The following is a 26,232-nucleotide window of genomic DNA, read 5'->3' as shown; positions in this document are numbered from 1 at the left end:
CGGCGGAAACGTCTACTCCCTGGAAAATAGCGGGGGTGAAAATCGGGGGTATATAGCGTTCACTTAAGTGGTGATCTTTTCGGTGAAACTGCAGGTCATCGACACTGGAGTTGTTGCGACTGACGACGGAGAGGGTAAACAGTGGGTGAATTCAAGGGAAATTCCGCAGGTGTGCTACGGGAATGACCTGCGCGGCATGTCCGGGGGCGAACTGATCATTGACGGATCCCATGGTCAGCAGTGAATATGCCGAAAAATCATTGCGGATTCTCTGAATTCTCAGCATTAACTCAGTAGTAGTAGGGGAACTCGTCCCAGCGGGGGGCACGCTTCTCCAGGAAGGAATCGCGCCCCTCCACCGCCTCATCGGTCATGTAGGCCAGGCGGGTGGCCTCCCCGGCGAAGACCTGCTGCCCCATCAGCCCGTCGTCCGACAGGTTGAAGGCGAACTTCAGCATCCGCTGGGCGGTGGGGGACTTGCCGTTGATCGCCCGTGCCCACTCGACGGCCGCTTCTTCGAGTTCGGCATGGTCGGCGACCTCGTTGACCGCGCCCATCTGCATCATGCGTTCGGCGGAATAGGACCGGCCCAGGAAGAAGATCTCCCGGGCGTACTTCTGGCCCACCTGCTTGGCCAGGTACGCGGAGCCGTAACCGGCGTCGAAGGATCCGACGTCGGCATCCGTCTGCTTGAACATGCCGTGTTCGCGCGAGGCGATGGTCAGGTCGCACACCACGTGCAGGCTGTGCCCGCCGCCGGCCGCCCATCCGTTCACCACGGCGATGACGACCTTCGGCATCGTCCGGATCAGCCGCTGCACCTCGAGGATGTGCAGCCGGCCGCCCTCCGCCTTGGCCCGCGCTTCATCGACTTTGTCGGCGGTGGCGGCGCTGACGTCGTTGTCGTGGTCGGTGGCGTACTGGTAGCCGGACCTGCCCCGGATGCGTTGGTCGCCGCCCGAGCAGAATGCCCATCCACCGTCCTTCGGACTGGGCCCGTTCCCCGTCAGCAGGATGGTGCCGACGTCCGGGGAGCGCCGGGCGTGGTCGAGGGCGCGGTAGAGCTCGTCGACGGTGTGTGGACGGAAGGCGTTACGTACCTCGGGGCGGTCGAACGCGATGCGGACGATACCGTTCTCACGTCCTTCCCCTGCGTGACGGTGGTAGGTGATGTCGTCGAAGTCGAAACCGGGGACCTCGCGCCACTGGGAAGGGTCAAAGGGGTTGTCTGTCATGTCACCATCGTAGGGTGTGGGCATGCAGTCTTCTGACCGTCCCGTCGAATCCGGCACACCGGCCCTGTCGGAGCTCACCGACCGCGCCCGGGTTGTCACCTGCCCGCTGCGTGTGCCGTTCCGGGGTGTGACCGAGCGTGAACTGATGCTCATCGAGGCACCGTCCGGTTGGGTGGAGTGGTCGCCGTTCCTGGAGTACCGGGCAGAGGAGTCGTCACGGTGGTTGCGCAGTGCGGTGGAACTCGGGTGGGGGCGTCCCCCGGAGCCGTCGCTGTCGTCGGTCGAGGTCAATGCGACCATTCCGGCGGTGGACGTGGTCGCCGACCCGGAGGCCGTGCCCCGCCTGCTGGACCGCTACCCGGGCTGCACCACGGTGAAGGTCAAGGTCGCGGAGAAAGGGCAGACGCTCGACGACGATCTGGCACGCGTCCGGGCGGTACGGGACGCCCGACCGGGAGTCAGTGTCCGCGTGGACGCGAATGCCGGTTGGAGCGTCGACGACGCCTTCGCCGCTGCCCGGGCTCTCACCGACCCGTCGCAGGGCGGTGGACCCCTGGACTACATGGAACAGCCGTGCGCCACGGTCGCGGAGCTCGCCGAACTACGACGGCGACTCGGCTCGCGGGGAATGATGGTCCGCGTCGCCGCAGACGAACTGATCCGTAAATCCACTGATCCCCTGGCCGTGGTCCAGGCCGGCGCCTGCGACGTGGCGGTGCTCAAGGCAGCGCCGTTGGGTGGGGTGTCCCACGTCCGCACGATCGCCCGGGAGATCGGACACTTCGGAGTGGCGGTCACGGTGTCCTCTGCCCTGGAGTCCGCGGTGGGCATGTACGCCGGAATCCTCGCCGCGGCGACGCTGCCGGGCTACACGGACGACGAAGACATGGTTGTGGCACCACAGGCGGCGGGTCTGGCCACCGGGTCGCTGTATGCCGAGGACGTCTGCGCCCCCCGCGAGATCGTCGACGGACGCCTCGCCGTGGAGCAGCTCAGCCCTGATGCGGACCGGCTGGATTCCCTCGAGGCGTCCGCTGCGCGCCGGGACTGGTGGTACCAGCGGCTCGCCGCCGCCTACGAGTACCTGTAGCCCAGACGGGTGAGTGCCCGGCTCTGCCACGTCCTCCACCACGTGGGCGGCTGGCAGACCTCTGTGCAGGGTGGCAGACCCGCCTGTCGGTTTTCCTCACATTTGTGACCCGTACCCCTGCCCGGCTCGCCGTTGCCTCTGCCGCAGTGCGGGGGAGGACGCGCCACGAGTGATGCGAGACTGCCGGTAGACCCTGTTCTTCGGCTATAAAAGGTGCAATGAGCGACTCCCGCGACACTAGACATGACACCAGTCACGACACGATCCACGTCCGGGGAGCCCGGGCCAACAACCTGAAGAACATCGACGTCGACATCCCCAAGAGGAGACTCACCGTCGTCACCGGGGTCTCCGGATCGGGGAAGTCCTCCCTCGTCTTCGGCACGGTCGCCGCCGAGTCCCGCAGACTGATCGACGAGACCTACAGTGCCTTCATCCAGGGGTTCATGCCCAGCCTGCCGCGTCCGGACGTCGACGTGCTGGAGAACCTGTCTCCGGCGATCATCATCGACCAGGAGCGCATGGGGGCGAACTCCCGCTCCACGGTCGGTACCGCGACCGACGCCTCGTCCCTGGTACGCATCCTGTTCAGCAGGCTGTCCGAGCCGTACGTCGGTGCGTCCGGTCATTTCTCCTTCAACCTCCCCGAGGGATGGTGCCCCACATGCGAGGGCACCGGAGTGGGAGCCACCATCGACCTGTCGGTGTTCCTCGATGAGTCGAAGTCGCTGAACGAGGGCGCGATCGATGCACCGGGGTTCGGCGTGGGGGACTGGTACTGGTCGTCCTACGCCAACTGCGGACGACTCGACCCGGACGTCCCGGTCCGGGACTACACCCCGGAGCAGAGGGAGTTCTTCCTCTACGCACCGTCACAGAAGATCAAGGTCCCCAAGGAGGACAACAGCGGATTCTCGAACCTCAGCTATGACGGGCTCGTCACGCGCATCCGTCGACTGTGGATCGACCGTGACACTCCGCCGAAGCAGAAGCAGATCGTGAACTTCGTGGACCGGATCAGCACGACCGGCCCGTGCCCGGACTGTCACGGTATCCGGTTGAAGGAGGCGTCGCGGACGGCCACTGTCGCCGGGCGCACCATCGGTGAGTGGAACTCGACGCAGATCACCGAACTACGTGAGCTGGTCCAGGGGCTCGAGGCGGAGCCGTCCGTGGCGCCCGTACGGTCCAACCTGCTCGGCATGCTCGACAATCTCGTCGACGTCGGCCTGGGCTACCTCAGCCTCGACCGTCCGGCCGGGACATTGTCCGGGGGAGAGGCACAACGGGTGAAGATGATCCGCCACCTCGGCTCCCCGTTGTCGGACGTGACCTATGTCTTCGACGAGCCGACGATCGGCCTGCACCCGCATGACATCGACCGGATGATCGACCTGCTGCAGCGGATCCGTGACAAGGGCAACACGGTCTTGGTCGTCGAGCACAAACCCGAGGTCATCGAGGCCGCGGACTATGTCGTCGATATCGGACCGGGTTCCGGCGAGGCCGGCGGCGAGGTCGTGTTCTCAGGCTCCTACGAGGGGCTGCGTGGTGCGGACACGGTCACCGCCCGTTCACTCGACCGCGGAGTGGCGCTCCGTGACACGGTGCGGACCCCTACCGGGGTGATGTCGTTGGAACACGTCAGCGTGAACAACCTGCAGGACGTCTCGGTGGACGTCCCCCTCGGGGTACTCACCGTGGTCACCGGTGTCGCCGGGTCCGGGAAGTCGTCGCTGATCCACGGCGGCCTGACCGGACGGGAGGCGGTGACGGTGGTCGACCAGTCCGGCATCCGCGGGTCCCGACGTTCCACCCCGGCCACGTACACCGGTGTCCTCGACGACGTCCGCAAACTCTTCGCCCGGGCGAACAAGGCTGCCGGGGCCACGCCGGCGCAGTTCAGCCCGAATTCCGAGGGTGCGTGTCCGGTGTGCAACGGGCTCGGCGTCGTGTACACCGATCTGGCGATCATGGCGGGTGTGTCGACCCCCTGTGAGGAGTGCGGCGGGCGCCGTTTCCGGCCGGAGGTCCTGGAGTTCACGCTGGCAGGACGCACCATCAGCGATGTCCTGGACATGACGGTGAGGCAGGCCCGGGACTTCTTCACCGACGATGTCCCGTCCAGCGCATCGTCGCGGACGGTGTCCGGGCCCCTGGACCGGCTCATGCAGGTCGGCCTCGACTACCTGCGCCTCGGACAGCCGCTGAACACCCTGTCCGGCGGGGAACGCCAACGTCTGAAGCTCGCGGCGAAGATCGGCGACGGCCTGGAGGCGTCGGGTGGTGCCTCCGTGATCGTGCTCGACGAGCCGACGTCGGGTCTGCACCTCGCCGACACCGGAACACTGGTGACGATGATGCAGTCGCTGGTGGACGACGGCTACAGTCTCGTGGTCATCGAACACAATATGGCGGTCATGGCGGCAGCCGACCACATCATCGACGTCGGCCCCGGAGCCGGACACGAGGGCGGTCAGGTGGTCTTCTCGGGGACACCGGGGTCACTTGTGGAGTCCGGAACGTTGACGGGACAGCATCTGGCTCACGCCGTGGGGTGAGCCAGCCTGCACCGGCCTTTCCCGGAGCCGTTTTCAGCACCTCCACGACTGCCGGGTAGCGTCAGGGAGTGTGACTGACCCGACCGACATCCCTGACTCCACGCACGCTGACCTGTGTCCCACACTGTCGCACCTCTCGCCCGCCACACAGGTGGCGGCGATTGTCGTGGACGCTTTCATCGCCAACGGGGTGCGGGAGGCCGTCGTCTGCCCGGGGTCGAGGTCGGCACCCCTGGCTCTGGCGTTCGCCGAGGCGGACCGTCTGCGCCGACTGCGGCTGCACGTACGCACCGATGAGCGCTCCGGCTCCTTCCTGGCACTGGGGCTGGCCAAGCGCTCGGGACGGGCCGTCCCGGTGGTGATGACCTCGGGTACGGCGGTGGCGAACTGCCTGCCGGCCATGGTTGAGGCCACGGCCGCCGGAGTACCGCTGATCGTGGTGTCGGCGAACCGGCCGTGGGAACTGCTGGGCTCGGGCGCGAATCAGACGATCGACCAGTTCGGGATCTTCGGCACGCACGCGGTGGAGACCGTCGGAATTGATGCAGCGGTGGCGAGTGGACGCCCGGCCACCGGGCAGGACGTACGCCAGCAGGTGGCGCATGCCGTGATGCGGGCCACGTCTCCGGTCGACGCCGGCGGCGTCCAGGTCGACATTCCTTTCGCCGAGCCGTTGGTACCTTCCTCGACGACGGACGTGAGCCTGGCCGCCCGCGAAGTCGACGGCGGTACGGGGGAGCACCAGCGGATCTCGGACGTGCTCCGGACACCGATGCTTCCCTCCACGGTGGTGGACCTGTCGAGCCGTACGTTGGTCGTGGCCGGTGACGTCCGTGACCGGGTGTGGGCACAACACGTCCTCGACGAACTCGCCGGAGTGCCGACTATCGCTGAGCCGGGGTGCCCTGCCCCCGATGTGCCGGTGCATCCCGCCGCCGCGGGGCTGTTCGCCGCTGAGATCGGGGCCGGCGTCGGTGACGGGGAGTACCGGGCGCAGATGCGCCCGGAGCAGATCGTGCTCATCGGACGCCCCACACTGCACCGCGGTATCGCACGGTTGCTCGCGGATCCGGAGATCCGGGTGTTCCCGGTGTCCGACCGTCCGACGGCCCCCGCGGTGGGACGTACGGACCTGGAGACGGCGGCCCCGTTGCGCGGTGTCACCGTGACAGGTGAGCATCCCCGGGGATGGTTGCGGACCTGTGCCGCGGCCGGTGAGGTTGCGGCGGAGGCCGTCAAGGAGGAGATCGCCGGTGAGGAGTTCACGGGACTCCATGTCGCCGCCGCCGTCACCGACAGTCTCTCCGACGGAGACGCCGTGGTACTCGGCGCCTCCTCCGCAGTACGTGACGCGTCCCTGACCGGCTTACCGTTCCCCGGTGTGCACGTGGTCGCCAGCCGTGGTGCCGCCGGCATCGACGGGACAGTCTCCACGGCGGTGGGGGTGGCTCTGGCGCATGCGTCCGCCGAGCCGGACCTGATGCGGGCGCCGAGGACAGTCGCCCTGATGGGCGACCTGACATTCCTCCACGACATCAACGGACTGTCGATAGGCCCCGGCGAGCCACGCCCGGAGAACCTGGTGATCGTGGTCTCCAATGACGACGGCGGCGCGATCTTCGAGACACTCGAGGTCGGCGCGCCGGGGCTGAGGACATTCGACGACGGAGTGTCCGCGTTCGACCGCGTCGTCGGCACTCCGACGGGAGTGGAGCTCGGGGCACTGTGTGACGGGTACGGAGTCGCACACCAGCAGGTGGGGACGCTCCAGGAACTGAGTCTGGCTCTCGAGAACCATGCCGAGGGGCCCGGCGGGCTGTTGGTCGTCGAGGCCGCGGTCTCCCGCAGTCCACGGGAGCGTATGCACCGGGCCCTCACGGCGAAGACCACGGTTTCACCGACGGGGAAGGGGTAGGCCGTGCTGACCGTTCCGTCGTTCCTCGGCTCGTTCCGCCCGACGCGGGCACTGGTCCACCGCCGCCTGGTCCAGGCGGTGCTGGCGTTGTTTCTTCTCTCCACCGCCGTATGCGGGATGATCGTCGTCAATGCGGCCGTCAACGACGCGAAGATTTCCGGGGACCGGGGCGTCGCCGTGGCTGATGTGCTCAGCGACGGTTCCACCACGCTGGTGCGTTTCCGTGACGACGCCGGGGCATACCACCAGCCTGACCGTGGGCTGAAGTATCCGACGGGTCTGTCCCAGGGCGACCGGGTCTACGTCGACTACCAGCGCTCCGACACGGAGAACGTGAAGGTGCAGGGACGGGGCTGGACGTTGTCGGTGATACCGGCGTTGTCGGTGTGGTTGGTTTCGGCGGCGGTGACAGGACTGTTGTTCGGGGCGGTGCAGCTCTGGTGGCGTCGGGGGAAAGCAGGGGAGGACCCGAGGATCGACTAGGCTTGGTCACCGTGTCACGAGCCAGCCTGGAGAAGAACCCGAACGACGTCGCCCGCATGTTCGACGCCGTCGGAGAGAACTACGACCTGACCAATACAGCGATGACGGCGGGGATTGACCGTATCTGGAGGAAGCGTACCCGCCGGCGGCTCGACCTCGCCCCGGGCGACAAGGTCCTCGACCTGGCTGCGGGGACCGCGGTCTCCACGGTGGAGCTTTCGGAGTCTAGTGCATGGTGTGTGGCCTGTGACTTCTCCCCGGGGATGCTGGCGGCGGGGAAGGACAGGGACGTCCCGAAGGTGTGTGGGGACGGTATGAGCCTACCCTTCCCGGACGACACCTTCGATGCGGTGACCATCAGCTTCGGGCTGCGGAACTTCGTGGATCCTGCTGCCGGACTGCGTGAGATGGCCCGTGTCACCAGGCCGGGGGGACGGCTCACCGTCTGTGAGTTCTCCACTCCAGTGGTTCCGGTACTCCGCACTGTCTACATGGAAGCAATCATGCGTGTGCTTCCCGCAATCGCGAAAGCGGTTTCCTCGAATGCGGAAGCCTACGTGTACCTGGCCGAGTCGATCCGCGACTGGCCGGACCAGGAGGCCCTGGCGTCGCTGGTCAACCGTTCCGGGTGGGAAGGGTGCGGGTGGCAGAACCTCACCTTCGGAATCACGGCGCTGCACAGCGCCACGAAACCGGCCACGGCGGAGTAACCGCGCCAGGTAGGTCCGGCCCGGTCAGCGTCCGAACAGCGGGCGCGACTCCGCGTGCCAGAACCGGTCGTGGGCGCTACTGAGCCGTCCCGCGGTCAACCAGGCCCGGGCGGTCAGGTCCCGGTCCTCCGGGGTCACGAGGTTCCCCATCAACCGTGCGGCAGAACCCATCAGCTGATCTGAGAGAGGACCACGCATTCCCAGCGGACCGAGGGCAGCGAGAAGCCCCGGCATCGTCAGCAGCGTGGCGGCACGTCGTGCCAGGGAGAACGCGTCCCCGTAACGATCGCTCAGGTGAGCGGGCCACATGTAGCGGAGACCGTCGGGAGAACGGTCCGCGTCGGGCAGGAGGTCGACCACGTCGGCGGCGGACTCGAGTGCGTAGTCGATGCCCTCACCGTTTAACGGGTTGACCAGTGCGGCGGTGTCCCCGACCGCGGCCCAGTTCACCCCGGCGACCCGGGTGACCGCCCCGCCCATCGGCAGGAGGGCGCTGGCGACCTGGGTCGGCTCGCCGAGGCTCCACTCCTCACGACACTGCTCGGCATAGGTCGCCAGTAACCTGCGGACATTGACCTTCGCCGGGCGCCGGGACGTGGACAGCGCGCCACAGCCCAGATTGACCGCGGAACCGTGCTCGCCGTCGGTGCCGAGCGGGAAAATCCAGCCGTAACCCGGCTGCGCAGTGCCCTCGCTGTCCCGCAGCTCCAGGTGTGAGTGGATCCACGACTCATCACCGAACGGAGTGGGGCAGTAGGAGCGGGCAGCCACGCCGTGGACGAGACCGCGCAACCAGCGGGTCCCCAGGGTCCGGGCGATTCCACTGCGCACCCCCTCCGCCAGGACCAGGTAACGGCAGCGCACCGTGGATCCGTCGGCGAAGTGCACGGCACGTACCCGTCGCGCCCCACCGGCCAGGTCGGTCTCCACGTCGACGGCTTTCGTCCCTGTACGCAGCCGCGCGCCGGAGGCGACAGCCATATTCACGAGTGCGTTGTCGATGTCGGTCCGGGCGACCGCTGTGCCCCGGGCAGGGAACTCGGTGTGTCCTGGCCACGGGGCGGTGACTGAACCTCCGAATCCGTGCAGCTTCAGTCCGCGGATCTCCGGACGTCCGGCGGAGGTCGAGACGAGGTCGGACGCGCCGAGACGTTCCAGTGCGTGGACGGCCCGCGGAGTCAGTCCGTCACCGCAGGTCTTGTCCCGGGGGAAGTCCTGCATATCCACGAGGAGAACATCGCGGCCTGCGCCGGCGGCGCGGTGTGCCGCGGCCGACCCGGCCGGCCCGGCTCCGACGACGAGAACTTCGCACTCTGTGTCATTCATCGCGACCATTGTGGCACGGCACCGTACCGGGAGGGGGATCAGCGCGACGGGACCCCGTCCCCACAGATCTTTGTTCCTGCTCGTCTGGGTCCGTGCCGAGGTGCTGGTCTACAGTAGCGGGGAGCAAGATTATCCAGAGAAGACGTTTGACGGACAGAGGCTACGTAATTCATGGCAAGCACTAACTCGGATGTGCGGGTGGGGCTCGATCTCGGTGACGAGTACCTGAACACCGCCGTCCCGGACGGCCTGGCACGTGTGGAGGCCAGGCTCCGCGAGGTCCTGTCGTCCGGGGAGACCTTTCTCACCGACAAGATCAGCCATCTCGCGGTGTCCGGGGGGAAACGCTTCCGTCCGATGTTCGCCCTGCTGGCGGCGCAGTACGGGCAGGACGAGCCGGGGAGTGGGCGCGCTGAAGTGACCGACGCGGCCGTCGTCGTCGAGCTCACCCACCTGGCTACGCTGTACCACGATGACGTGATGGACGAGGCGGAGCGTCGCCGGGGCGCCCCCAGCGCCAATGCGCGGTGGTCCAACTCCGTGGCCATTCTCGCCGGCGACTACATCTTCGCCGTCGCCTCCGGGTTGATGGCGGATCTCGGGACCGAGACGGTCCGTCATTTCGCCGACACATTCGGCGAACTGGTCACCGGGCAGATGCGTGAGACCATCGGCCCTCCCGACGGGGACGACGACATCGAACACTACATGCAGGTCATCCAGGAGAAGACCGGCGTGCTCATCGCCTCCGCAGGCTATCTGGGGGCTCTCCACTCGGGGGCAGCAGAGGAGCACCGTGCCGCGTTGTTCCGTTTCGGCCGTCACCTGGGGCAGGTCTTCCAGATCGTCGACGACATCATCGACATCTGGTCCGATCCGGAGACGTCCGGTAAGACCCCCGGCACCGACCTGCGCGAAGGTGTCTTCACTCTTCCCGTGCTCTACGCCATGCGCGAGGAGACCGTAGGTGGGGCCCGTCTCCGGGAACTGCTCACCGGCCCGGTGACTGACGATGAGCTCGTGGACGAGGCGCTGACGCTCATCCGCGCCTCGGACGGGCGGGAGCGCGCACTGGCCGACGTCGAGCGTTACCGCGGTCTCGGGGAGGCGGAACTGTCGCTTCTCCCGGAGATTCCCGCGACCGGTGCGCTCCGTAACCTCATGGAGTACTCCTTGGAGCGCCTGGGCTGACTGTCGCTCTGACCAGGCGATTTGCGGATACCTCGTCGCCTCGTAGTAGGGTATCCCTCGCACCGTGAGGTGCACGCCAGGTTGCCCGAGCGGCCAAAGGGAGCGGACTGTAAATCCGCCGGCATTGCCTTCAAAGGTTCGAATCCTTTACCTGGCACAGAATGAACCGCCCGGGGAGTGGAGACACTCCCCGGGCGGTTTTCTCGTGCCTGGTGCTCCCGTATCGGCTTCTCCGCTTCTCCGTCCCGTCCGCGCGAGGCCCTCCCGCCCGCGCGAGACTGGGGGAGCAACCCTGGAGGTTGGTCGCACCAACCTCCAGGGTTGCTCCGTGCCGGGGACGCTGTGGCGGTCGTCCGGGCGGTGCTGGGGTGGGGCCGTCGACGGTGAGGAGCGGGGAGACTGGAGGCCATGCGCGGCCGAGGTTGCGGAGCCGCAGGTTCACGGAGTGCGATTTATCGCCGGTGACCTGTGGATTTGTGCAAGGGAGGCTACTCTGGTTATTCTACTTCAGGCTTCAGGAGCTGGAGCGGGAACAACCGAGGTTGTATACCGGTTCCGTTGCATGAGGTACGCCCCCTTAGCTCAGTCGGCAGAGCGTTTCCATGGTAAGGAAAAGGTCGACAGTTCGATTCTGTCAGGGGGCTCAAGTCATTTTGAGGCGATATCCGGCATGCCGGTCACAGCCGGTTGAATGGCCCTGGCGGTGTAGCTCAGATGGTTAGAGCGCACGACTCATAATCGTGAGGTCCCGGGTTCGATCCCCGGCATCGCTACCAGAGTAAGACGAGGAACACCCCGCAGCCTGCACGTCAGGGAGCGGGGTGTTCTGCTGTGCGGGGATACGGGCCCCTGGCCTCGGCATGCGTCGCCCACGCCTGGGGTAGCGTGGCCCAGTTGTTACGCGGGACGGGCGACTGATAGACTGCTGCGGTGCCGTTAACGCGGTACCGTCCGTGAGACGTCGCGGTCTGCCCGTCGTGGTAGGCTGAGATCCATCGCGAAGGGGCGTGGCTCAATTGGCAGAGCAGCGGTCTCCAAAACCGCAGGTTGCAGGTTCAAGTCCTGTCGCCCCTGCACATGCCCCGGGATGCGGGGCCGGTGATCACCGGCCCGACATTCCCGGGGTTTTCCATATTCCGAGGAGCTGTAGATCACGTGAGCGACGAGAAGAACAACGAAGTCGGGTCCACCGGCGGTCCGTTGCGTCCGTCCGGTAAGCGTCAGGTCAGCGGGGAGGGAAGCTCCGCCGACCAGGACAACCGTACGTCCGCCAAGGTCGCGGATGTTGACGGAGCCAAGTCCGATGGCAGTCGTATCCTCGCGTTCCCGCGTTCCGTGGGATCAGAGGTGAAGAAGGTCATCTGGCCCACCGGCCGCGAGATGGTCACCTACTCCATTGTCACGCTGGTGTTCCTCATCGCGATCACCGCGATGTGCACGGTCGTCGACCTGCTCACCGGTGAAGGTCTGGAGTTCATGTTCGGTCTCTGACCGTGCTATGATCGACCTCAGTATCCACCGCCTCCGCCTTACGGCGAGGCGGATTTTTCATGCGGGGCACGGTTGCTCCACCCGCACCTGGAAAAGCAGGACAACAAACGAACCCACATACAGCGTCCGTACCATCAGGGAGATGATCAACCCATGAGTGACGAGAACATCCACGACAGCAGCACGGCGGAAGGTCTCGCTGCCGCAGCGCATGATGACGTGCAGCAGGCCGTCAGCGAACTCGGAGACACAGATACCGCGGCGCAGGCGGAACAGGACAGTGTCGACGGGGCAGAAGCCGCCGTTGACACCCCCGCGGCCGAGCAGAGTCCCGAGGACGCGGCCATGGCCGCGTACCGTACGCGACTGCGCGAGTTCATGCGTGCGCTGAAGAAGCTCGACGGTGACTGGTACATCATCCAGTGCTACTCGGGCTACGAGAACAAGGTGAAGACGAACCTCGAGATGCGCGCCCAGACCCTGGGTGTGGACGAGCAGATCCACGAGGTCGTCGTCCCCATCGAGGAGATCACCGAGCTCAAGGACGGCAAGCGTAAGCGCGTCAAGCGCAAGCTCCTGCCCGGATATGTGCTCGTCCGTATCGAGCTGGACGACGCCTCGTGGTCCGTCATCCGCGACACCCCGGGTGTCACCTCCTTCGTGGGTAACGAGGGGAAGCCGACTCCGGTGAAGATCCGCGAGGTCGCGAAGTTCCTTCTCCCCCCGGAGACGGCCACCGCGCCGGCGTCCCAGGAAGACGCCGAGGCGGGCGCCCCCGTCGATGTCAGCGACACCGGTGTCGCCATGGCGCCGACACCGCTCGGCGACCAGGTCGAGGTGGACTTCGAGGTCGGCGAGTCCGTGACGGTGCTGTCCGGTCCGTTCGCGTCGGTGTCGGCCACGATCTCCGAGATCGATGCAGCGAACAGCAAGCTGAAGGCCCTGGTGTCGATCTTCGGGCGCGAGACCCCCGTCGACCTGGCATTTGACCAGGTAGAGAAGCTCAACTAGAGTTTGACCGTTGCTCATCGCGAGCACATGAACATTCCACCCGGTGGCCGGTAACCAGACCGGCATCCGGACAGGTGTGCCCTGTCCCCGCCATAGGACGGGCAAGGTCGTCTGTGCAGGCGACACACCTGGTACCACGTGAAGAGGTGAACCATGGCGAAGAAGAAGAAGGTCTCCGGCCTGATCAAGCTGCAGATCCAGGCAGGTGCCGCTAACCCGGCGCCGCCGGTCGGCCCGGCGCTCGGTGCGCACGGCGTCAACATCATGGAGTTCTGCAAGGCCTACAACGCGGCCACCGAGTCCCAGCGCGGGAACGTCATCCCGGTCGAGATCACGGTCTACGAGGACCGTTCCTTCGACTTCAAGCTGAAGACCCCGCCGGCAGCCAAGCTGCTGATGAAGGCTGCAGGCATCCAGAAGGGCTCCGGCGTTCCTCACGCAGAGAAGGTCGGTCAGGTCAGCTGGGCACAGTGCCGCGAGATCGCGCAGACCAAGTTCGAGGACATCAACGCCAACGACCTGGAGAACGGCGCCCGCATCATCGCCGGCACCGCACGCTCCATGGGCATCGACGTCGTCGACCAGCCTGCCTGACGCGTTAATACAGGCATCACCCGTGGCAGGGCCACTTGCGGCCCGTCAACCACACTCCAACAACCACTGATTGGACCAGTACCATGAGCAAGAACTCCAAGGCGTACCGCGCCGCCGCAGAGAAGATCGACGCCGATCGTCTCTACACCCCGATCGAGGCCGTCAAGCTGGCCAAGGAGACCTCCTCCAAGACCCACGACGCCACCGTCGACGTCGCGATCCGCCTGGGTGTCGACCCCCGTAAGGCTGACCAGCTGGTCCGCGGTACCGTCTCCCTGCCGAACGGCACGGGCAAGAACGTCCGCGTCATCGTCTTCGCCGAGGGCCCCAACGCCACCGCCGCCGAAGAGGCCGGTGCCGAGGCCGTGGGCACCGCCGAGCTCATCGAGCGTATCCAGGGCGGCTGGACCGACTTCGACGCTGCGATCGCCACCCCTGACCAGATGGCCAAGGTCGGCCGTGTCGCCCGCGTCCTGGGCCCGCGTGGTCTCATGCCGAACCCGAAGACCGGCACCGTCACCACGGACGTCGCCAAGGCCGTCTCCGAGATCAAGGGCGGTAAGATCTCCTTCCGCGTCGACAAGGCAGCCAACCTGCACGCCATGATCGGCAAGGCGTCCTTCGACGAGAAGGCTCTCGCCGAGAACTACGGCGCGCTGGTGGAGGAACTGCTCCGCGTGAAGCCGTCCGCCGCCAAGGGCCGCTACATCAAGAAGATCACCGTCGCGACGACGAACAGCCCGGGCATCCAGGTTGATCCGTCCGTGATGAAGAACTTCACCGGCGACGAGGACTAGTTTCCTCCGTCCCCGCGAACAACGCCCCTGGCGCCCCGGATTAACGGGGTGGCAGGGGCGTTGTTCTGCCGTGCTCAGTATCCGCGTTGCCGAAGTTGCCCCAGCACGGGGATGACCCGGGCAATGACATGGGGGTGAGTCTTGCGGTAGTCGCCTGGACTGCCGTTGTCGCTGTCCGACAGTCGTTCGAGGATCAGGTCGAAGGTCCTGGGCGAATAGCACAGGGACAGGTGGTCGCTCCAATCCCGTGCATTGCCGTCGGACTGGACACAGAAGTTGCGCACGGTCGCGCCCTCACCGGGAGTGAGGAACTGCGTGCGCCAGGGAGTGACCACTTCGTCATAGCGGGTACCGATCATGGTGTAGTGCACGCCGGGTACCGTGTCGCCGTCACGGTTGATGTACCTGACGACATCGGAGTCCACGATCTGGTCTTCGGCGCACTGGCCCAGCACAGATCGGAGGACCCCGGCGACGTCGATCTTTCCGTGCAGCTTGTCCCGGAGCCAGGCGGCGAGGGTGCCGAGGCCCATCATGGTGGTGCCGTGACCCGATCCCGCGAGTCCGATGATGTTTCTGATCTTGGGTTCTCCGCCGGCGAACCGCCCCTCGTTCTCGGTGACGATCATGCGTGCCTGGGCGGACCCCTGCGAATGGCCGATGACGTCCACCTGGGACGCTCCCGTACGCTCGAGCACGGCGTCGATGAATTCGGCGATCTCGGCGGTGGCGTCCAGGAGACCGCCGTTTCCGAAACAGCAGGTACGTCGTCCCAGCAGGCTCTCGTCGTTGCTGCCGTAGTTCAGGGCGAACACCCTGAAGCCGCGGGCGGCGAGTTTCGGGGCGATCATCGACCACGTCCCGTAGGCGTTCATCCACGTGCCGTGGAGGAGGACGACGGGGACCGGGTGCTCCTCGGACAGCGGGGTGTCCCAGTCGTTGACGCCCGCAGGCATCGGGTCGGCGTGCCCCCACGACTTCAGGAACGCAGTCAGGAAGAACCGGTGCTCGGGTGTGCTGGAGGAGGCATAAGTATTTGACGTTGAACTCATTCCACCGAACCTACTACCCGGGACCGGGGAAGCGGTGCTGTTCCACGGAACGACTTGCCGGGATTCCGGTCTGGACAGGGGCGGGGCGGTGGCAGGCCCGGCGATTTGGGCTTCAGAGGGCTCGGCGTCTATAGTCATGCGAGAAGTTTGATCGCGGGGTGACCCGCGAACGTTCAAGTTTCACCGGAGACCGTCGGTTGACGTCTTCACCGGGCAGCACCGGGGAAGACGGACGAAGGATCATCACCATGACACGGTGATGGCGCCTACGCAGGGAAACACGGAACACGCCGAGCGACGCCGGGCCCCAGCGGTCCGGGACTGTCGCCCTCCGCGCCCCGTGCCCTGTGCACGGGGCGTCGCTGTGTGTGCAGGATGGCCGTTCAGATACCGTCTGGTCGCACCACCGACAGACATCAGGAAGGAGGCGAGAGTATGGCAAACGCAAAGAACACCGCATCGGTCGCGGAGCTCACCGCACGTTTCGAGAACGCCAGCGCCATGGTGCTCACCGAGTACCGTGGCCTGACCGTCGCTCAGACGACTGAGCTGCGCAAGGCCCTGGGTTCCGAGGTCACCTACTCCGTCGCCAAGAACACCATGATCAAGCTGGCTGCGAAGCAGGCCGGCGTCGAGATCGCTGATGAACTGCTCACCGGACCGACCGCCGTCGCCTTCATCCAGGGTGAGGCAGTTGACGCTGCCAAGGCGTTCAAGAAGTTCGGTGCAGATCACAAGGCGCTCGTGATCAAGGGCGGCAGCATGGACGGCAACCCGCTGTCCGCGGCCCAGGTTGAGGCAATCGCTGAGCTGGACAACCGTGAGACCACCCTGGCCAAGCTGGCCGGCGCCCTGCAGGGCTCCCTCAGCAAGGCTGCTGGTCTGTTCAACGCTCCGGCATCCCAGGTCGCACGGCTTTCCGCCGCGCTCCAGGAGAAGAAGGAAGCTGCCTGACCCGTCAGGCGGCCTAACCCCCATACGCTCTACACCCCGTTCCCCGCTCAGTGCTGAGCGGGACAAAGAAAGGAAGCCGACATGGCTAAGTTCACCAACGACGAACTGCTCGAGGCCTTCAAGGAGATGACCCTGATCGAGCTCTCTGAGTTCGTCAAGCTCTTCGAGGACACCTTCGACGTCACCGCCGCTGCCCCGGTCGCCGCTGCTGCCGCCCCCGGCGCTGCTGCTGCCCCCGCTGAGGAGGAGAAGGACGAGTTCGACGTCGTTCTCGAGGACGCCGGCGCCAAGAAGATCGGCGTGATCAAGGTTGTCCGCGAGCTCGTCTCCGGCCTGGGCCTGAAGGAGGCCAAGGAGCTCGTCGAAGGCGCACCGAAGGCTCTCATCGAGGCTGCTTCCAAGGACGACGCCGAGGCTGCCAAGGCCAAGCTCGAAGAGGCCGGCGCCAAGGTTTCCCTCAAGTAAGAGGTCTCCGGCTTACGCCGCATTCTTCACCACCCCCGTCAGGGACGTTCGCAGGACGTCTGTGGCGGGGGTGTTGTCGTCTGTTCCCGTCTGTCCGGCGGGGGCATTACGATGGTCCGCATGCTTCCGAGATCCCGCGTCGCCGCTGTCCTCACACTCGGGCTGGGGTGCATCCTGCTCGCCGTCGGTATCGCTCTGCCGGTACTGGTGCCTCCAGAACGTCCCGTACCGCTGGAACTCAGTGAGTCGCAGTTGACGCTGCAGGATGACGAGGCCCGTATCGGCCCGTCCTACCTGGCAGGGGAGGGACAGGACGAGGGGGAGCCCCCTCAGCCGGTCACCGCCCCGGTGACCAAGACCTACGCGGTGTCTCTGGGCGAGCCGGCGGACGATGAATCTGCGGCGGCAACCGTCGGGGTCACCTCCCTGAGGAACGACATCGAGGGTGATGACGGCCTCCTTGACGCCGAGGTGTGGAGCTACCGGATCGACCGGATGACAGGGCTCTCCCTGGGGGACGCGAAGGTGGCGGACACACCGGCGACCCCCGCTGCGCCTACCGAGGTAGCCGGTCAGTGGCTGGCGTTCCCGAGGGACACCGCACAGGAGGAGTATCCGGTCTTCGACAACCTGCTCCGACGCGAGGTCCCGGCGCAGTTCGTGCAGACCGAGGATGTCAACGGCACCGAGGTGTACGTCTTCCGGCAGGAATTCGACGCAGAGCCGGTACGGCAGGCCAACCCGGGGTACTACCGGTCGACATCGACCACGGGGGAGGGGGACCCGTCCTCGTTGTACCGGAACGGGTCCAAGGAGTTCCGGGTGGAGCCGGAGAGCGGGATGATCGTGTCGGTGACCGAGGACATCCAGGATGTCTATGTCCCCGACGGTGACGACGCAGACGCCGCGTCGCCGGAACTTCTCAGTTCCTTCAGCGGTGCGACTCCGGACGCTGAGCGCGACGACCTGCTGGTTCAGGCCGCCGAGCTGGGACACGACCGGCCGACACGCGGATGGGGTATTGTGCTGACTGTCACGGGTGCTATCGTGGCACTCGGTTCGGCGGTCGTGGCCTTACGGCCACAGCGTGTCCAGCGGTCTGGATCAACGCAGTCGCCGAAGAAGTAGACGGCACGACACGGGCCGGTTCACGGGGAGGGTGGACCCCGTGTGTCGTAGGGGTGGACATCCGCACGCGGGTGATATACGATCGATCGTTGCGCTGGATTGACGTCTGGCGACGTTGCGATAACAGCAGGACACGACCTTGATGAGCGATGGTACGGAGGGGATCGACATGGTCACGGCACGGCGGAACGCCAGAGTGCCCGGCCACGCCGATCCGGCCCGGACCGGTTACTTGACAAGGTCCATCAACTGTTTCCGGACACTGGTTCGCAACTGACCCGGATTCCGTCAACCCCCACAGAACCCCACAGATTTCCACAGACCACCGCAGACCGTACGCTCATAGCAACCGTGTCAGCCACCGCCCGGACCGATTCACCGGTACCGGGTTCCGGCAGGCACGTGAGGTGCTGGAAGGACCCCATCTTGGCAGTCTCCCGCCTGACCAGTTCCACCCCGGGAATTCCCGGAGCTTCGCAACGTCACTCGTTCGCGAAGATCGATGCCCCGATCGAGGTTCCCGGTCTTCTCGACATTCAGAGGGACTCTTTCGCCTGGCTCGTCGGCACGCCGCAGTGGCGTGCCCGCAAGCAGGCCGAGGCCGGGGAGGGCGTTCGTATCACCTCCGGTCTCGAGGACATCCTCGAAGAGCTGTCCCCTGTCGAGGACTACTCGGAGAACATGTCCCTGGTCCTGTCCGAGCCGCGCTTCGACGATGTCAAGAACACCGTCGACGAGTGCAAGGACAAGGACATCAACTACTCGGCTCCGCTGTACGTCACCGCGGAGTTCACCAACGCCACCTCCGGCGAGATCAAGAGCCAGACCGTCTTCATCGGTGATTTCCCGATGATGACCGACAAGGGCACCTTCATCATCAACGGCACCGAGCGTGTCGTCGTGTCGCAGCTGGTCCGTTCCCCGGGCGTGTACTTCGACGAGTCCATCGACCCGGGCACCGAGCGTCCACTGCACTCCGTCAAGGTCATCCCGTCACGCGGTGCGTGGCTGGAGTTCGACGTCGACAAGCGCGACACCATCGGTGTGCGGATCGACCGCAAGCGCCGTCAGCCGGTCACCGTCCTGCTGAAGGCACTGGGGCTCAGCGCCGAGGAGATCACCGAGCGTTTCGGCTTCTCCGAGATCATGATGTCGACGCTCGAGAAGGACGGCGTCGCCAACACTGACGAAGCACTGCTGGAGATCTACCGTAAGCAGCGTCCCGGTGAGTCTCCGACACGTGACTCCGCGCAGGCTCTGCTGGAGAACAGTTTCTTCAACTCACGCCGTTACGATCTTGCCAAGGTCGGCCGTTACAAGGTCAACCGCAAGCTGGGGCTGGGCACCGGCGGTGAGGGCCCGATGACCCTCACCGAACAGGACATCCTGACCACCATCGAGTACCTGGTGCGTCTGCACGCCGGTGAAAAGGACATGACCTCCCCGGATTCCGTGGAGATCCCGCTCGGCACGGACGACATCGACCACTTCGGTAACCGTCGCGTCCGTACCGTCGGCGAGCTGATCCAGAACCAGATCCGTGTCGGTCTGTCCCGCATGGAGCGGGTCGTGCGCGAGCGCATGACCACGCAGGACGCGGAGTCCATCACTCCGACCTCCCTGATCAACGTGCGTCCGGTCTCCGCCGCGATCCGCGAGTTCTTCGGAACCTCGCAGATGTCGCAGTTCATGGACCAGAACAACTCGTTGTCGGGCCTGACCAACAAGCGTCGCCTGTCCGCGCTCGGCCCGGGCGGTCTGTCCCGTGAGCGCGCCGGCCTCGAGGTCCGCGACGTGCACCCGTCCCACTACGGACGTATGTGCCCGATCGAGACCCCTGAGGGCCCGAACATCGGTCTGATCGGTTCCCTGGCGTCCTACGCCCGGGTGAACCCGTTCGGTTTCATTGAGACGCCGTACCGTCGTGTGGAGAACGGTCAGATCACCGACACGGTGGACTACCTCACCGCAGACGAGGAAGACCGCCACATCATCGCCCAGGCGAACACCCCGTACAACGCGGACAAGCAGTTCACCGAGGAGCAGATCGAGGTCCGCCTGCGTGGCGGCGACGTCGAGGTCGTCCCGGCTGACCGGGTCGACTACATGGACGTCTCACCGCGCCAGATGGTCTCCGTCGCGACCGCGATGATCCCGTTCCTCGAGCACGACGACGCCAACCGTGCCCTCATGGGTGCGAACATGCAGCGTCAGGCAGTGCCGCTGCTGCGTGCGGAAGCTCCGTTCGTGGGTACCGGTATGGAGCAGCGTGCCGCCTACGACGCCGGCGACGTGATCGTGTCCCCGAAGGCAGGTGCGGTGGAGTTCGTCTCGGCCGACTACATCACCATCATGGATGATGACGGCGTGCGCGACACCTACATGCTGCGCAAGTTCGAGCGCACCAACCAGGGCACCTGCTACAACCAGAAGCCACTGGTCAGCCAGGGTGACCGCGTGGAGGCCGGCCAGGCCATCGCCGACGGCCCCGGCACCGACAACGGTGAGATGGCTCTCGGCCGCAACCTGCTGGTCGCCATCATGCCGTGGGAGGGCCACAACTACGAGGACGCCATCATCCTCAACCAGCGCATGGTTGAGCAGGACATCCTGACCTCGATCCACATCGAGGAGCACGAGATCGACGCGCGGGACACCAAGCTCGGACCCGAGGAGATCACCCGTGACATCCCGAACGTGGGCGAGGACGTCCTGGCGGACCTCGACGAACGGGGCATCGTGCGCATCGGCGCCGACGTCCGTGACGGTGACATCCTGGTCGGTAAGGTCACGCCGAAGGGTGAGACCGAGCTGACCCCGGAGGAGCGTCTCCTGCGCGCGATCTTCGGTGAGAAGGCCCGCGAGGTCCGCGACACCTCCATGAAGGTGCCGCACGGCGAGACCGGCAAGGTCATCGGCGTCCGGGTGTTCTCCCGCGAGGACGACGACGACCTGTCGCCGGGTGTCAACGAGATGGTCCGCGTGTACGTCGCACAGAAGCGCAAGATCCAGGACGGCGACAAGCTCGCCGGCCGCCACGGCAACAAGGGTGTCGTCGGCAAGATCCTGCCCGCCGAGGACATGCCGTTCCTGCCGGACGGTACCCCGGTCGACATCCTGCTGAACACGCACGGTGTGCCGCGTCGTATGAACATCGGTCAGGTCCTCGAGACACACCTGGGCTGGCTGGCGAAGAACGGTTGGACCGTCGACGCGGATTCCGACGACCCGACGGTCAAGGCCATGCTCGAGACTCTTCCCGAGGATCTTTACGACGTGCCCGCAGACTCGCTCACCGCGACCCCGGTGTTCGACGGTGCGTCCAACGAGGAGCTTTCCGGCCTGATGAAGTCGGTCCGTCCGAACCGTGACGGTATCCGCCTGACGGACGGCGACGGCAAGGCCGAGCTCATCGACGGCCGCTCCGGTGAGCCTTTCCCGTACCCGGTCTCCGTGGGCTACATGTACATGCTGAAGCTGCACCACCTCGTCGACGAGAAGATCCACGCCCGGTCCACCGGCCCGTACTCGATGATCACCCAGCAGCCGCTCGGTGGTAAGGCGCAGTTCGGTGGACAGCGCTTCGGTGAGATGGAGGTGTGGGCCATGCAGGCGTACGGCGCGGCCTACACCCTGCAGGAACTGCTGACCATCAAGTCCGACGATGTCGTGGGACGTGTCAAGGTGTACGAAGCCATCGTCAAGGGCGAGAACATCCCGGATCCGGGCATCCCGGAGTCCTTCAAGGTTCTCCTCAAGGAGCTGCAGTCGCTGTGCCTCAACGTCGAGGTGCTCGCGGCGGACGGTTCCCCGATGGAGCTGAGCTCCACGGACGACGACGAGCTGGACCACGCCAATGCCGCCCTGGGCATCAACCTGTCCCGGGACGAGCGTCCGGACGCTGACAGCGACGTGGGATAGCTCCCACCACCAGACAAGCACTGACCTTTTTTCACTGCACCACCCGCACTACCGCCCTCCGTATGAAGACGGAGGGGAAAGGGAGTCCACGTGCTGGACGTCAACTTCTTTGACGAACTGCGTATCGGTCTCGCGACCGCCGACGACATCCGTCGTTGGTCACATGGCGAGGTCAAGAAGCCGGAGACCATCAACTACCGCACCCTGAAGCCCGAGAAGGACGGTCTGTTCTGCGAGCGGATCTTCGGGCCTACCCGCGACTGGGAGTGTGCCTGCGGCAAGTACAAGCGTGTCCGTTACAAGGGCATCATCTGTGAGCGTTGCGGCGTCGAGGTGACCAAGTCCAAGGTCCGGCGTGAGCGCATGGGCCATGTTGAACTGGCCGCGCCGGTCACCCACATCTGGTACTTCAAGGGCGTTCCGTCGCGCCTCGGATACCTGCTCGACCTCGCCCCGAAGGATCTCGAGAAGATCATCTACTTCGCGGCGAACATCATCACCTCCGTCGACGAGGAAGGTCGCCACAACGACCAGACCACGCTCGAGGCGGAGATGCTGGTCGAGAAGAAGGAAGTCGAGAACGAACGCGACTCCGATCTGGCTGACCGGTCCGAGAAGCTCGAGGCCGACCTGGCCGAGCTCGAGGCCGCCGGTGCCAAGGCGGACGCGAAGCGCAAGATCCAGACCGCTGCGGAGCGCGAGATGCGCCACATCCGTGAGCGCGCCGAGCGTGAGATCGAACGTCTCGACGAGATCTGGAACACCTTCGTCAAGCTCGCACCGAAGCAGATGATCGTGGACGAGGGCATCTACACCGAGCTCGTCGACCGCTACGAGGACTACTTCACCGGCGGCATGGGTGCGGAGTCCATCCAGACGCTGATCCGCTCCTTCGACCTCGAGGCCGAGGCGGAGAAGCTGCGTGAGGTCATCCGCGACGGTAAAGGCCAGAAGAAGCTGCGTGCGCTCAAGCGACTCAAGGTCGTCGCGGCGTTCCTGCGGTCCGGTAACGACCCGGCCGGCATGGTCCTCGACGCCGTCCCGGTGATCCCGCCGGAGCTGCGCCCGATGGTGCAGCTCGACGGTGGCCGTTTCGCGACCTCCGACCTCAACGATCTCTACCGTCGTGTGATCAACCGCAACAACCGTCTCAAGCGCATGCTGGACCTCGGTGCACCCGAGATCATCGTGAACAACGAGAAGCGCATGCTGCAGGAGTCGGTCGACGCGCTGTTCGACAACGGCCGCCGTGGACGTCCGGTCACCGGCCCGGGCAACCGTCCGCTGAAGTCGCTGTCTGACCTGCTGAAGGGCAAGCAGGGGCGCTTCCGTCAGAACCTGCTCGGTAAGCGTGTCGACTACTCCGGCCGTTCCGTGATCATCGTCGGTCCGCAGCTGAAGCTGCACCAGTGTGGTCTGCCGAAGCAGATGGCCCTGGAGCTGTTCAAGCCGTTCGTGATGAAGCGACTGGTCGAGAAGTCCTACGCGCAGAACATCAAGTCCGCCAAGCGGATGGTGGAGCGCCAGCGCCCCGAGGTGTGGGACGTGCTCGAGGACGCCATCGCCGAGCACCCGGTGATGCTGAACCGCGCACCGACGCTGCACCGTCTGGGTATCCAGGCGTTCGAGCCTGTGCTCGTCGAGGGCAAGGCTATCCAGCTGCACCCGTTGGCCTGTGAGGCCTTCAACGCCGACTTCGACGGTGACCAGATGGCCGTCCACCTGCCGTTGTCCGACGAGGCGCAGGCCGAGGCCCGCATCCTCATGCTCGCCTCGAACAACATCCTGTCTCCGGCGTCCGGCAAGCCGCTGGCCATGCCCCGTCTGGACATGGTGACCGGTCTCTACTTCCTGACGCTGCAGAAGACGGAAGAGGAGATCGGCGGCCAGGGCGCGTACCGCCCGGCCGACGAGAACGGGCCCGAGTGGGGTGTCTACTCCACGCTGGCTGAGGCCATCATGGCCCGCGACCGTGGGGTCCTGGGGCTTCAGGCCCCGATCAAGGTGCGCATCGACCACCTCCGTCCGCCGGAGGATGTCGAGGCGGAGCAGTTCCCCGACGGCTGGCAGAAGGGTCAGGTCTGGCTTGCGGAGACCACGCTGGGGCGTGTGCTCTTCAACGAGCTCCTGCCCTGGAACTACCCGTTCGTCGACGACGTCATGGCGAAGAAGCCGCAGGCCGCGGTCATCAACGACCTTGCCGCCAAGTACCCGATGATCACGGTCGCCCAGACCGTGGACAAGCTGAAGGACGCCGGCTTCTACTGGGCGACCCGTTCGGGTGTGACCATCACCATGCACGACGTGCTGGTCCTGCCGAACAAGAAGGAGATTCTCGACCGTTACGAGGATCGCGCCCGCGTCATCGAGAAGAAGATGGCACGCGGCAAGATCAACGCGACGGAGCGGTACAACTCCCTGGTCGACCTGTGGAAGGAAGCCACTGACTTCGTCGGTGAGTCCGTCGAGAAGCTGTACCCGGACGACAACCCGATCCCGATGATCGTGAAGTCCGGCGCCGCGGGCAACATGCGTCAGATCTGGACCCTGGCCGGCATGAAGGGCATGGTGACGAACTCGCGTGGTGACTACATCACGCGTCCGATCAAGACGTCCTTCCGTGAAGGCCTGTCGGTGTTGGAGTACTTCAACAACTCCCACGGTTCCCGTAAGGGCCTGGCTGACACGGCTCTGCGTACCGCGGACTCCGGTTACCTGACCCGTCGTCTGGTGGACGTGGCGCAGGACGTCATCGTGCGCGAGGACGACTGCGAGACGTCCAAGGGTGTCACGATCCCGTTGGCTGAACCGGTTCTGGACGCAGAAGGCAACGAGACCGGTAGCTTCCGTCGTGCGGAGTTCGTCGAGACTGCCGCCACCGGCCGCTTCCTCGCCGCCGATGCGGTGGATCCGTCGGGCAATGTCGTCATCCCCGCTGGCCAGGATCTCGGAGACCCGGAGATCCAGCGGCTCGTCGACGCCGGAGTCGCGTCCATCAAGGTTCGCTCCGTGATGACCTGTGACACTGCCACCGGGGTGTGCGCGACCTGCTACGGCCGGTCCATGGCGACCGGTAAGAAGGTCGACATCGGTGAGGCTGTCGGTATCGTCGCCGCGCAGTCCATCGGTGAGCCCGGTACGCAGCTGACGATGCGCACCTTCCACCAGGGTGGTGTCGGTGGAGACATCACCGGCGGTCTGCCCCGTGTCCAGGAGCTGTTCGAGGCGCGTGTCCCGAAGGCCAAGGCCCCGATCGCCTCGGTCGACGGCAAGGTCCGCATCGAGGACGACGACAACTTCTACACTCTGACGATCATCCCCGCGGACGGTTCCGACGAGGTCGTGTACGAGAAGCTGTCGAAGCGCCAGGGCCTCGCGGTCATCAAGGTCGGTGACTTCGAGCGCCAGATCAAGGACGGCGACAGCGTCGTCCGCGGTCAGCAGCTCCTGAAGGGCTCCGCGGATCCTCACGAGGTGCTCCGCGTGATGGGGCGCCGCGGCGTCCAGCAGCACCTGATCAACGAGGTCCAGAAGGTCTACCGCGATCAGGGTGTGGCCATCCACGACAAGCACATCGAGATCATCGTGCGCCAGATGCTGCGTCGTGTGACCGTCATCGACTCCGGCTCGACCGAGTACCTGCCGGGCTCCCTGGTGGATCACGCTGACGCGGTCGCCGCCTCCAAGGCTGCCGTCCAGACGGGCGGCCGTCCGGTGGAGGTCCGTGCCGAGATCATGGGTATCACCAAGGCCTCGCTGGCCACCGATTCATGGTTGTCGGCCGCGTCCTTCCAGGAGACGACCCGTGTTCTCACCGACGCCGCGATCAACAAGCGCTCCGACAAGCTCATCGGGCTCAAGGAGAACGTCATCATCGGTAAGCTGATCCCGGCAGGTACGGGTATCTCCAAGTACCGCAACATCGCCGTGGAGCCGACCGAGGAAGCACGTGCAGCTGCGTACCAGCTGCCGTCGACCTTCGGCGACGGTTTCTACGGAGACGACTCCTACGGGGAGTTCACCGGTGCCGCCGTCCCGCTCGACGACATCGACCTGAACTGACAGCTCCCGTCCACGCGGTCACCTCACCCGGCTCCTGCTTTTCGCAGGGGCCGGGTTTCGGCTTTTCCGGGTACTGATCGGCTGCCAGGGGCATCCGTCCGAGGAGACGGCTCAAGACACGTTCGGGGGAGTGGCAGCGAAGTGTTACATCTGTATCAGGAAAACGGCGACTCCCGCATGCGGGCTGCCGGGTGTCCGAACCCGCGTGCGGTCTGCGAGGACAGGATGGTACAGGCGTATCGCCTT

19 protein-coding genes and 4 tRNA genes are annotated in these 26,232 nt (G+C 65.6%); 20 read left to right on the top strand and 3 right to left on the bottom strand.

Features of this window, described 5'->3' with window-relative positions:
* Positions 1–67: 67 nt before the first annotated feature.
* Entirely contained in the window at positions 68–244 is a 177-nt protein-coding gene (locus tag FS507_RS17520; RefSeq protein ID WP_186314527.1) for a hypothetical protein, read from the top strand.
* Between the two features lie 46 nt (positions 245–290).
* Here FS507_RS17520 and FS507_RS02535 read toward each other — a convergent pair whose 3' ends face one another.
* Complete coding sequence (locus FS507_RS02535; protein ID WP_145941259.1) at positions 291–1,235, bottom strand: 1,4-dihydroxy-2-naphthoyl-CoA synthase; 945 nt, start codon at positions 1,233–1,235, stop codon at positions 291–293.
* 22 nt (positions 1,236–1,257) lie between these two features.
* Here FS507_RS02535 and FS507_RS02530 point away from each other — a divergent pair, with 22 nt between their 5' ends.
* The 5 genes from FS507_RS02530 (at position 1,258) to FS507_RS02510 (ending at position 7,994) form a co-directional block, all read left to right on the top strand.
* Positions 1,258–2,325 carry an o-succinylbenzoate synthase gene (locus tag FS507_RS02530; protein ID WP_145941258.1) on the top strand — a complete coding sequence of 356 codons (1,068 nt, stop codon included), beginning with the start codon at positions 1,258–1,260 and terminating at the stop codon, positions 2,323–2,325.
* Between the two features lie 218 nt (positions 2,326–2,543).
* Positions 2,544–4,886, top strand: coding sequence for an excinuclease ABC subunit UvrA (locus tag FS507_RS02525; protein WP_145941257.1), 2,343 nt, complete (start codon positions 2,544–2,546; stop codon positions 4,884–4,886).
* Positions 4,887–4,956: 70 nt separating this feature from the next.
* Entirely contained in the window at positions 4,957–6,801 is a 1,845-nt protein-coding gene (menD, locus tag FS507_RS02520) for a 2-succinyl-5-enolpyruvyl-6-hydroxy-3-cyclohexene-1-carboxylic-acid synthase (protein ID WP_145941256.1), read from the top strand.
* Positions 6,802–6,804: 3 nt separating this feature from the next.
* Complete coding sequence (locus FS507_RS02515; protein WP_260853121.1) at positions 6,805–7,284, top strand: DUF3592 domain-containing protein; 480 nt, start codon at positions 6,805–6,807, stop codon at positions 7,282–7,284.
* Between the two features lie 11 nt (positions 7,285–7,295).
* Positions 7,296–7,994: a demethylmenaquinone methyltransferase gene (locus FS507_RS02510; RefSeq protein WP_145941255.1), complete on the top strand. Its 699-nt coding sequence runs from the start codon at positions 7,296–7,298 to the stop codon at positions 7,992–7,994.
* 24 nt (positions 7,995–8,018) lie between these two features.
* Here the strand turns inward: FS507_RS02510 and FS507_RS02505 are convergent, their stop codons facing one another.
* Positions 8,019–9,329: a geranylgeranyl reductase family protein gene (locus FS507_RS02505; protein WP_145941254.1), complete on the bottom strand. Its 1,311-nt coding sequence runs from the start codon at positions 9,327–9,329 to the stop codon at positions 8,019–8,021.
* Between the two features lie 162 nt (positions 9,330–9,491).
* Here FS507_RS02505 and FS507_RS02500 point away from each other — a divergent pair, with 162 nt between their 5' ends.
* From FS507_RS02500 to rplA, 9 genes are all read left to right on the top strand, one after another.
* Complete coding sequence (locus FS507_RS02500) at positions 9,492–10,511, top strand: polyprenyl synthetase family protein (protein ID WP_145941253.1); 1,020 nt, start codon at positions 9,492–9,494, stop codon at positions 10,509–10,511.
* A 75-nt stretch (positions 10,512–10,586) separates the two neighbouring features.
* Positions 10,587–10,668: transfer RNA gene (locus tag FS507_RS02495), tRNA-Tyr, on the top strand.
* 414 nt (positions 10,669–11,082) lie between these two features.
* Positions 11,083–11,155 (top strand) — tRNA-Thr (locus FS507_RS02490).
* A gap of 55 nt (positions 11,156–11,210) precedes the next feature.
* Positions 11,211–11,287: transfer RNA gene (locus FS507_RS02485), tRNA-Met, on the top strand.
* Between the two features lie 225 nt (positions 11,288–11,512).
* Positions 11,513–11,585 (top strand) — tRNA-Trp (locus FS507_RS02480).
* Positions 11,586–11,666: 81 nt separating this feature from the next.
* Positions 11,667–12,002, top strand: coding sequence for a preprotein translocase subunit SecE (secE, locus tag FS507_RS02475; protein ID WP_260853120.1), 336 nt, complete (start codon positions 11,667–11,669; stop codon positions 12,000–12,002).
* Between the two features lie 153 nt (positions 12,003–12,155).
* Positions 12,156–13,013, top strand: a complete 858-nt coding sequence (nusG, locus tag FS507_RS02470; protein WP_145941252.1) for a transcription termination/antitermination protein NusG — start codon at positions 12,156–12,158, stop codon at positions 13,011–13,013.
* 153 nt (positions 13,014–13,166) lie between these two features.
* A complete protein-coding gene (gene rplK, locus FS507_RS02465; protein ID WP_145941251.1) occupies positions 13,167–13,607 on the top strand; it encodes a 50S ribosomal protein L11 in 441 nt (146 codons plus the stop codon).
* 83 nt (positions 13,608–13,690) lie between these two features.
* The gene (gene rplA, locus FS507_RS02460) at positions 13,691–14,404 is read left to right on the top strand and encodes a 50S ribosomal protein L1 (RefSeq protein WP_145941250.1); all 714 of its coding nucleotides are present in this window, start codon (positions 13,691–13,693) and stop codon (positions 14,402–14,404) included.
* Positions 14,405–14,478: 74 nt separating this feature from the next.
* Here rplA and FS507_RS02455 read toward each other — a convergent pair whose 3' ends face one another.
* Positions 14,479–15,456, bottom strand: a complete 978-nt coding sequence (locus FS507_RS02455; RefSeq protein ID WP_145941249.1) for an esterase/lipase family protein — start codon at positions 15,454–15,456, stop codon at positions 14,479–14,481.
* Between the two features lie 435 nt (positions 15,457–15,891).
* On the opposite strand from FS507_RS02455, the gene rplJ reads away from it, so the two are divergent.
* The 5 genes from rplJ to FS507_RS02430 all read left to right on the top strand — a co-directional run bounded on the left by rplJ (position 15,892) and on the right by FS507_RS02430 (position 25,986).
* Positions 15,892–16,410 (top strand): 50S ribosomal protein L10, encoded by a 519-nt coding sequence (gene rplJ, locus FS507_RS02450; protein ID WP_145941248.1) that lies wholly within the window; start codon positions 15,892–15,894, stop codon positions 16,408–16,410.
* 81 nt (positions 16,411–16,491) lie between these two features.
* Positions 16,492–16,875: a 50S ribosomal protein L7/L12 gene (gene rplL / locus FS507_RS02445; RefSeq protein WP_145941247.1), complete on the top strand. Its 384-nt coding sequence runs from the start codon at positions 16,492–16,494 to the stop codon at positions 16,873–16,875.
* Positions 16,876–16,995: 120 nt separating this feature from the next.
* Positions 16,996–18,003: a DUF3068 domain-containing protein gene (locus tag FS507_RS02440; RefSeq protein ID WP_260853119.1), complete on the top strand. Its 1,008-nt coding sequence runs from the start codon at positions 16,996–16,998 to the stop codon at positions 18,001–18,003.
* Between the two features lie 426 nt (positions 18,004–18,429).
* Complete coding sequence (gene rpoB, locus FS507_RS02435) at positions 18,430–21,924, top strand: DNA-directed RNA polymerase subunit beta (RefSeq protein WP_186314526.1); 3,495 nt, start codon at positions 18,430–18,432, stop codon at positions 21,922–21,924.
* Positions 21,925–22,014: 90 nt separating this feature from the next.
* Entirely contained in the window at positions 22,015–25,986 is a 3,972-nt protein-coding gene (locus FS507_RS02430; protein ID WP_145941245.1) for a DNA-directed RNA polymerase subunit beta', read from the top strand.
* Positions 25,987–26,232 lie beyond the last annotated feature (246 nt).

The sequence above is a fragment of the Corynebacterium glyciniphilum AJ 3170 genome (assembly GCF_007673095.1).
GTDB lineage: Bacteria > Actinomycetota > Actinomycetes > Mycobacteriales > Mycobacteriaceae > Corynebacterium.
Note: the sequence above shows the minus strand (reverse complement) of the source record. Positions and strands in the feature narration are given on the sequence as shown.

What these genes read in the sequence shown, in the direction of transcription:
- FS507_RS02535 (WP_145941259.1), bottom strand. Translation starts at nt 1,235, where the DNA reads ATGACAGACAACCCCTTTGACCCTTCCCAGTGGCGCGAGGTCCCCGGT.
- FS507_RS02530 (WP_145941258.1), top strand. Translation starts at nt 1,258, where the DNA reads ATGCAGTCTTCTGACCGTCCCGTCGAATCCGGCACACCGGCCCTGTCG.
- FS507_RS02525 (WP_145941257.1), top strand. Translation starts at nt 2,544, where the DNA reads ATGAGCGACTCCCGCGACACTAGACATGACACCAGTCACGACACGATC.
- FS507_RS02505 (WP_145941254.1), bottom strand. Translation starts at nt 9,329, where the DNA reads ATGGTCGCGATGAATGACACAGAGTGCGAAGTTCTCGTCGTCGGAGCC.
- FS507_RS02500 (WP_145941253.1), top strand. Translation starts at nt 9,492, where the DNA reads ATGGCAAGCACTAACTCGGATGTGCGGGTGGGGCTCGATCTCGGTGAC.
- nusG (WP_145941252.1), top strand. Translation starts at nt 12,156, where the DNA reads ATGAGTGACGAGAACATCCACGACAGCAGCACGGCGGAAGGTCTCGCT.
- rplK (WP_145941251.1), top strand. Translation starts at nt 13,167, where the DNA reads ATGGCGAAGAAGAAGAAGGTCTCCGGCCTGATCAAGCTGCAGATCCAG.
- rplA (WP_145941250.1), top strand. Translation starts at nt 13,691, where the DNA reads ATGAGCAAGAACTCCAAGGCGTACCGCGCCGCCGCAGAGAAGATCGAC.
- FS507_RS02455 (WP_145941249.1), bottom strand. Translation starts at nt 15,456, where the DNA reads ATGAGTTCAACGTCAAATACTTATGCCTCCTCCAGCACACCCGAGCAC.
- rplJ (WP_145941248.1), top strand. Translation starts at nt 15,892, where the DNA reads ATGGCAAACGCAAAGAACACCGCATCGGTCGCGGAGCTCACCGCACGT.
- rplL (WP_145941247.1), top strand. Translation starts at nt 16,492, where the DNA reads ATGGCTAAGTTCACCAACGACGAACTGCTCGAGGCCTTCAAGGAGATG.
- FS507_RS02440 (WP_260853119.1), top strand. Translation starts at nt 16,996, where the DNA reads ATGCTTCCGAGATCCCGCGTCGCCGCTGTCCTCACACTCGGGCTGGGG.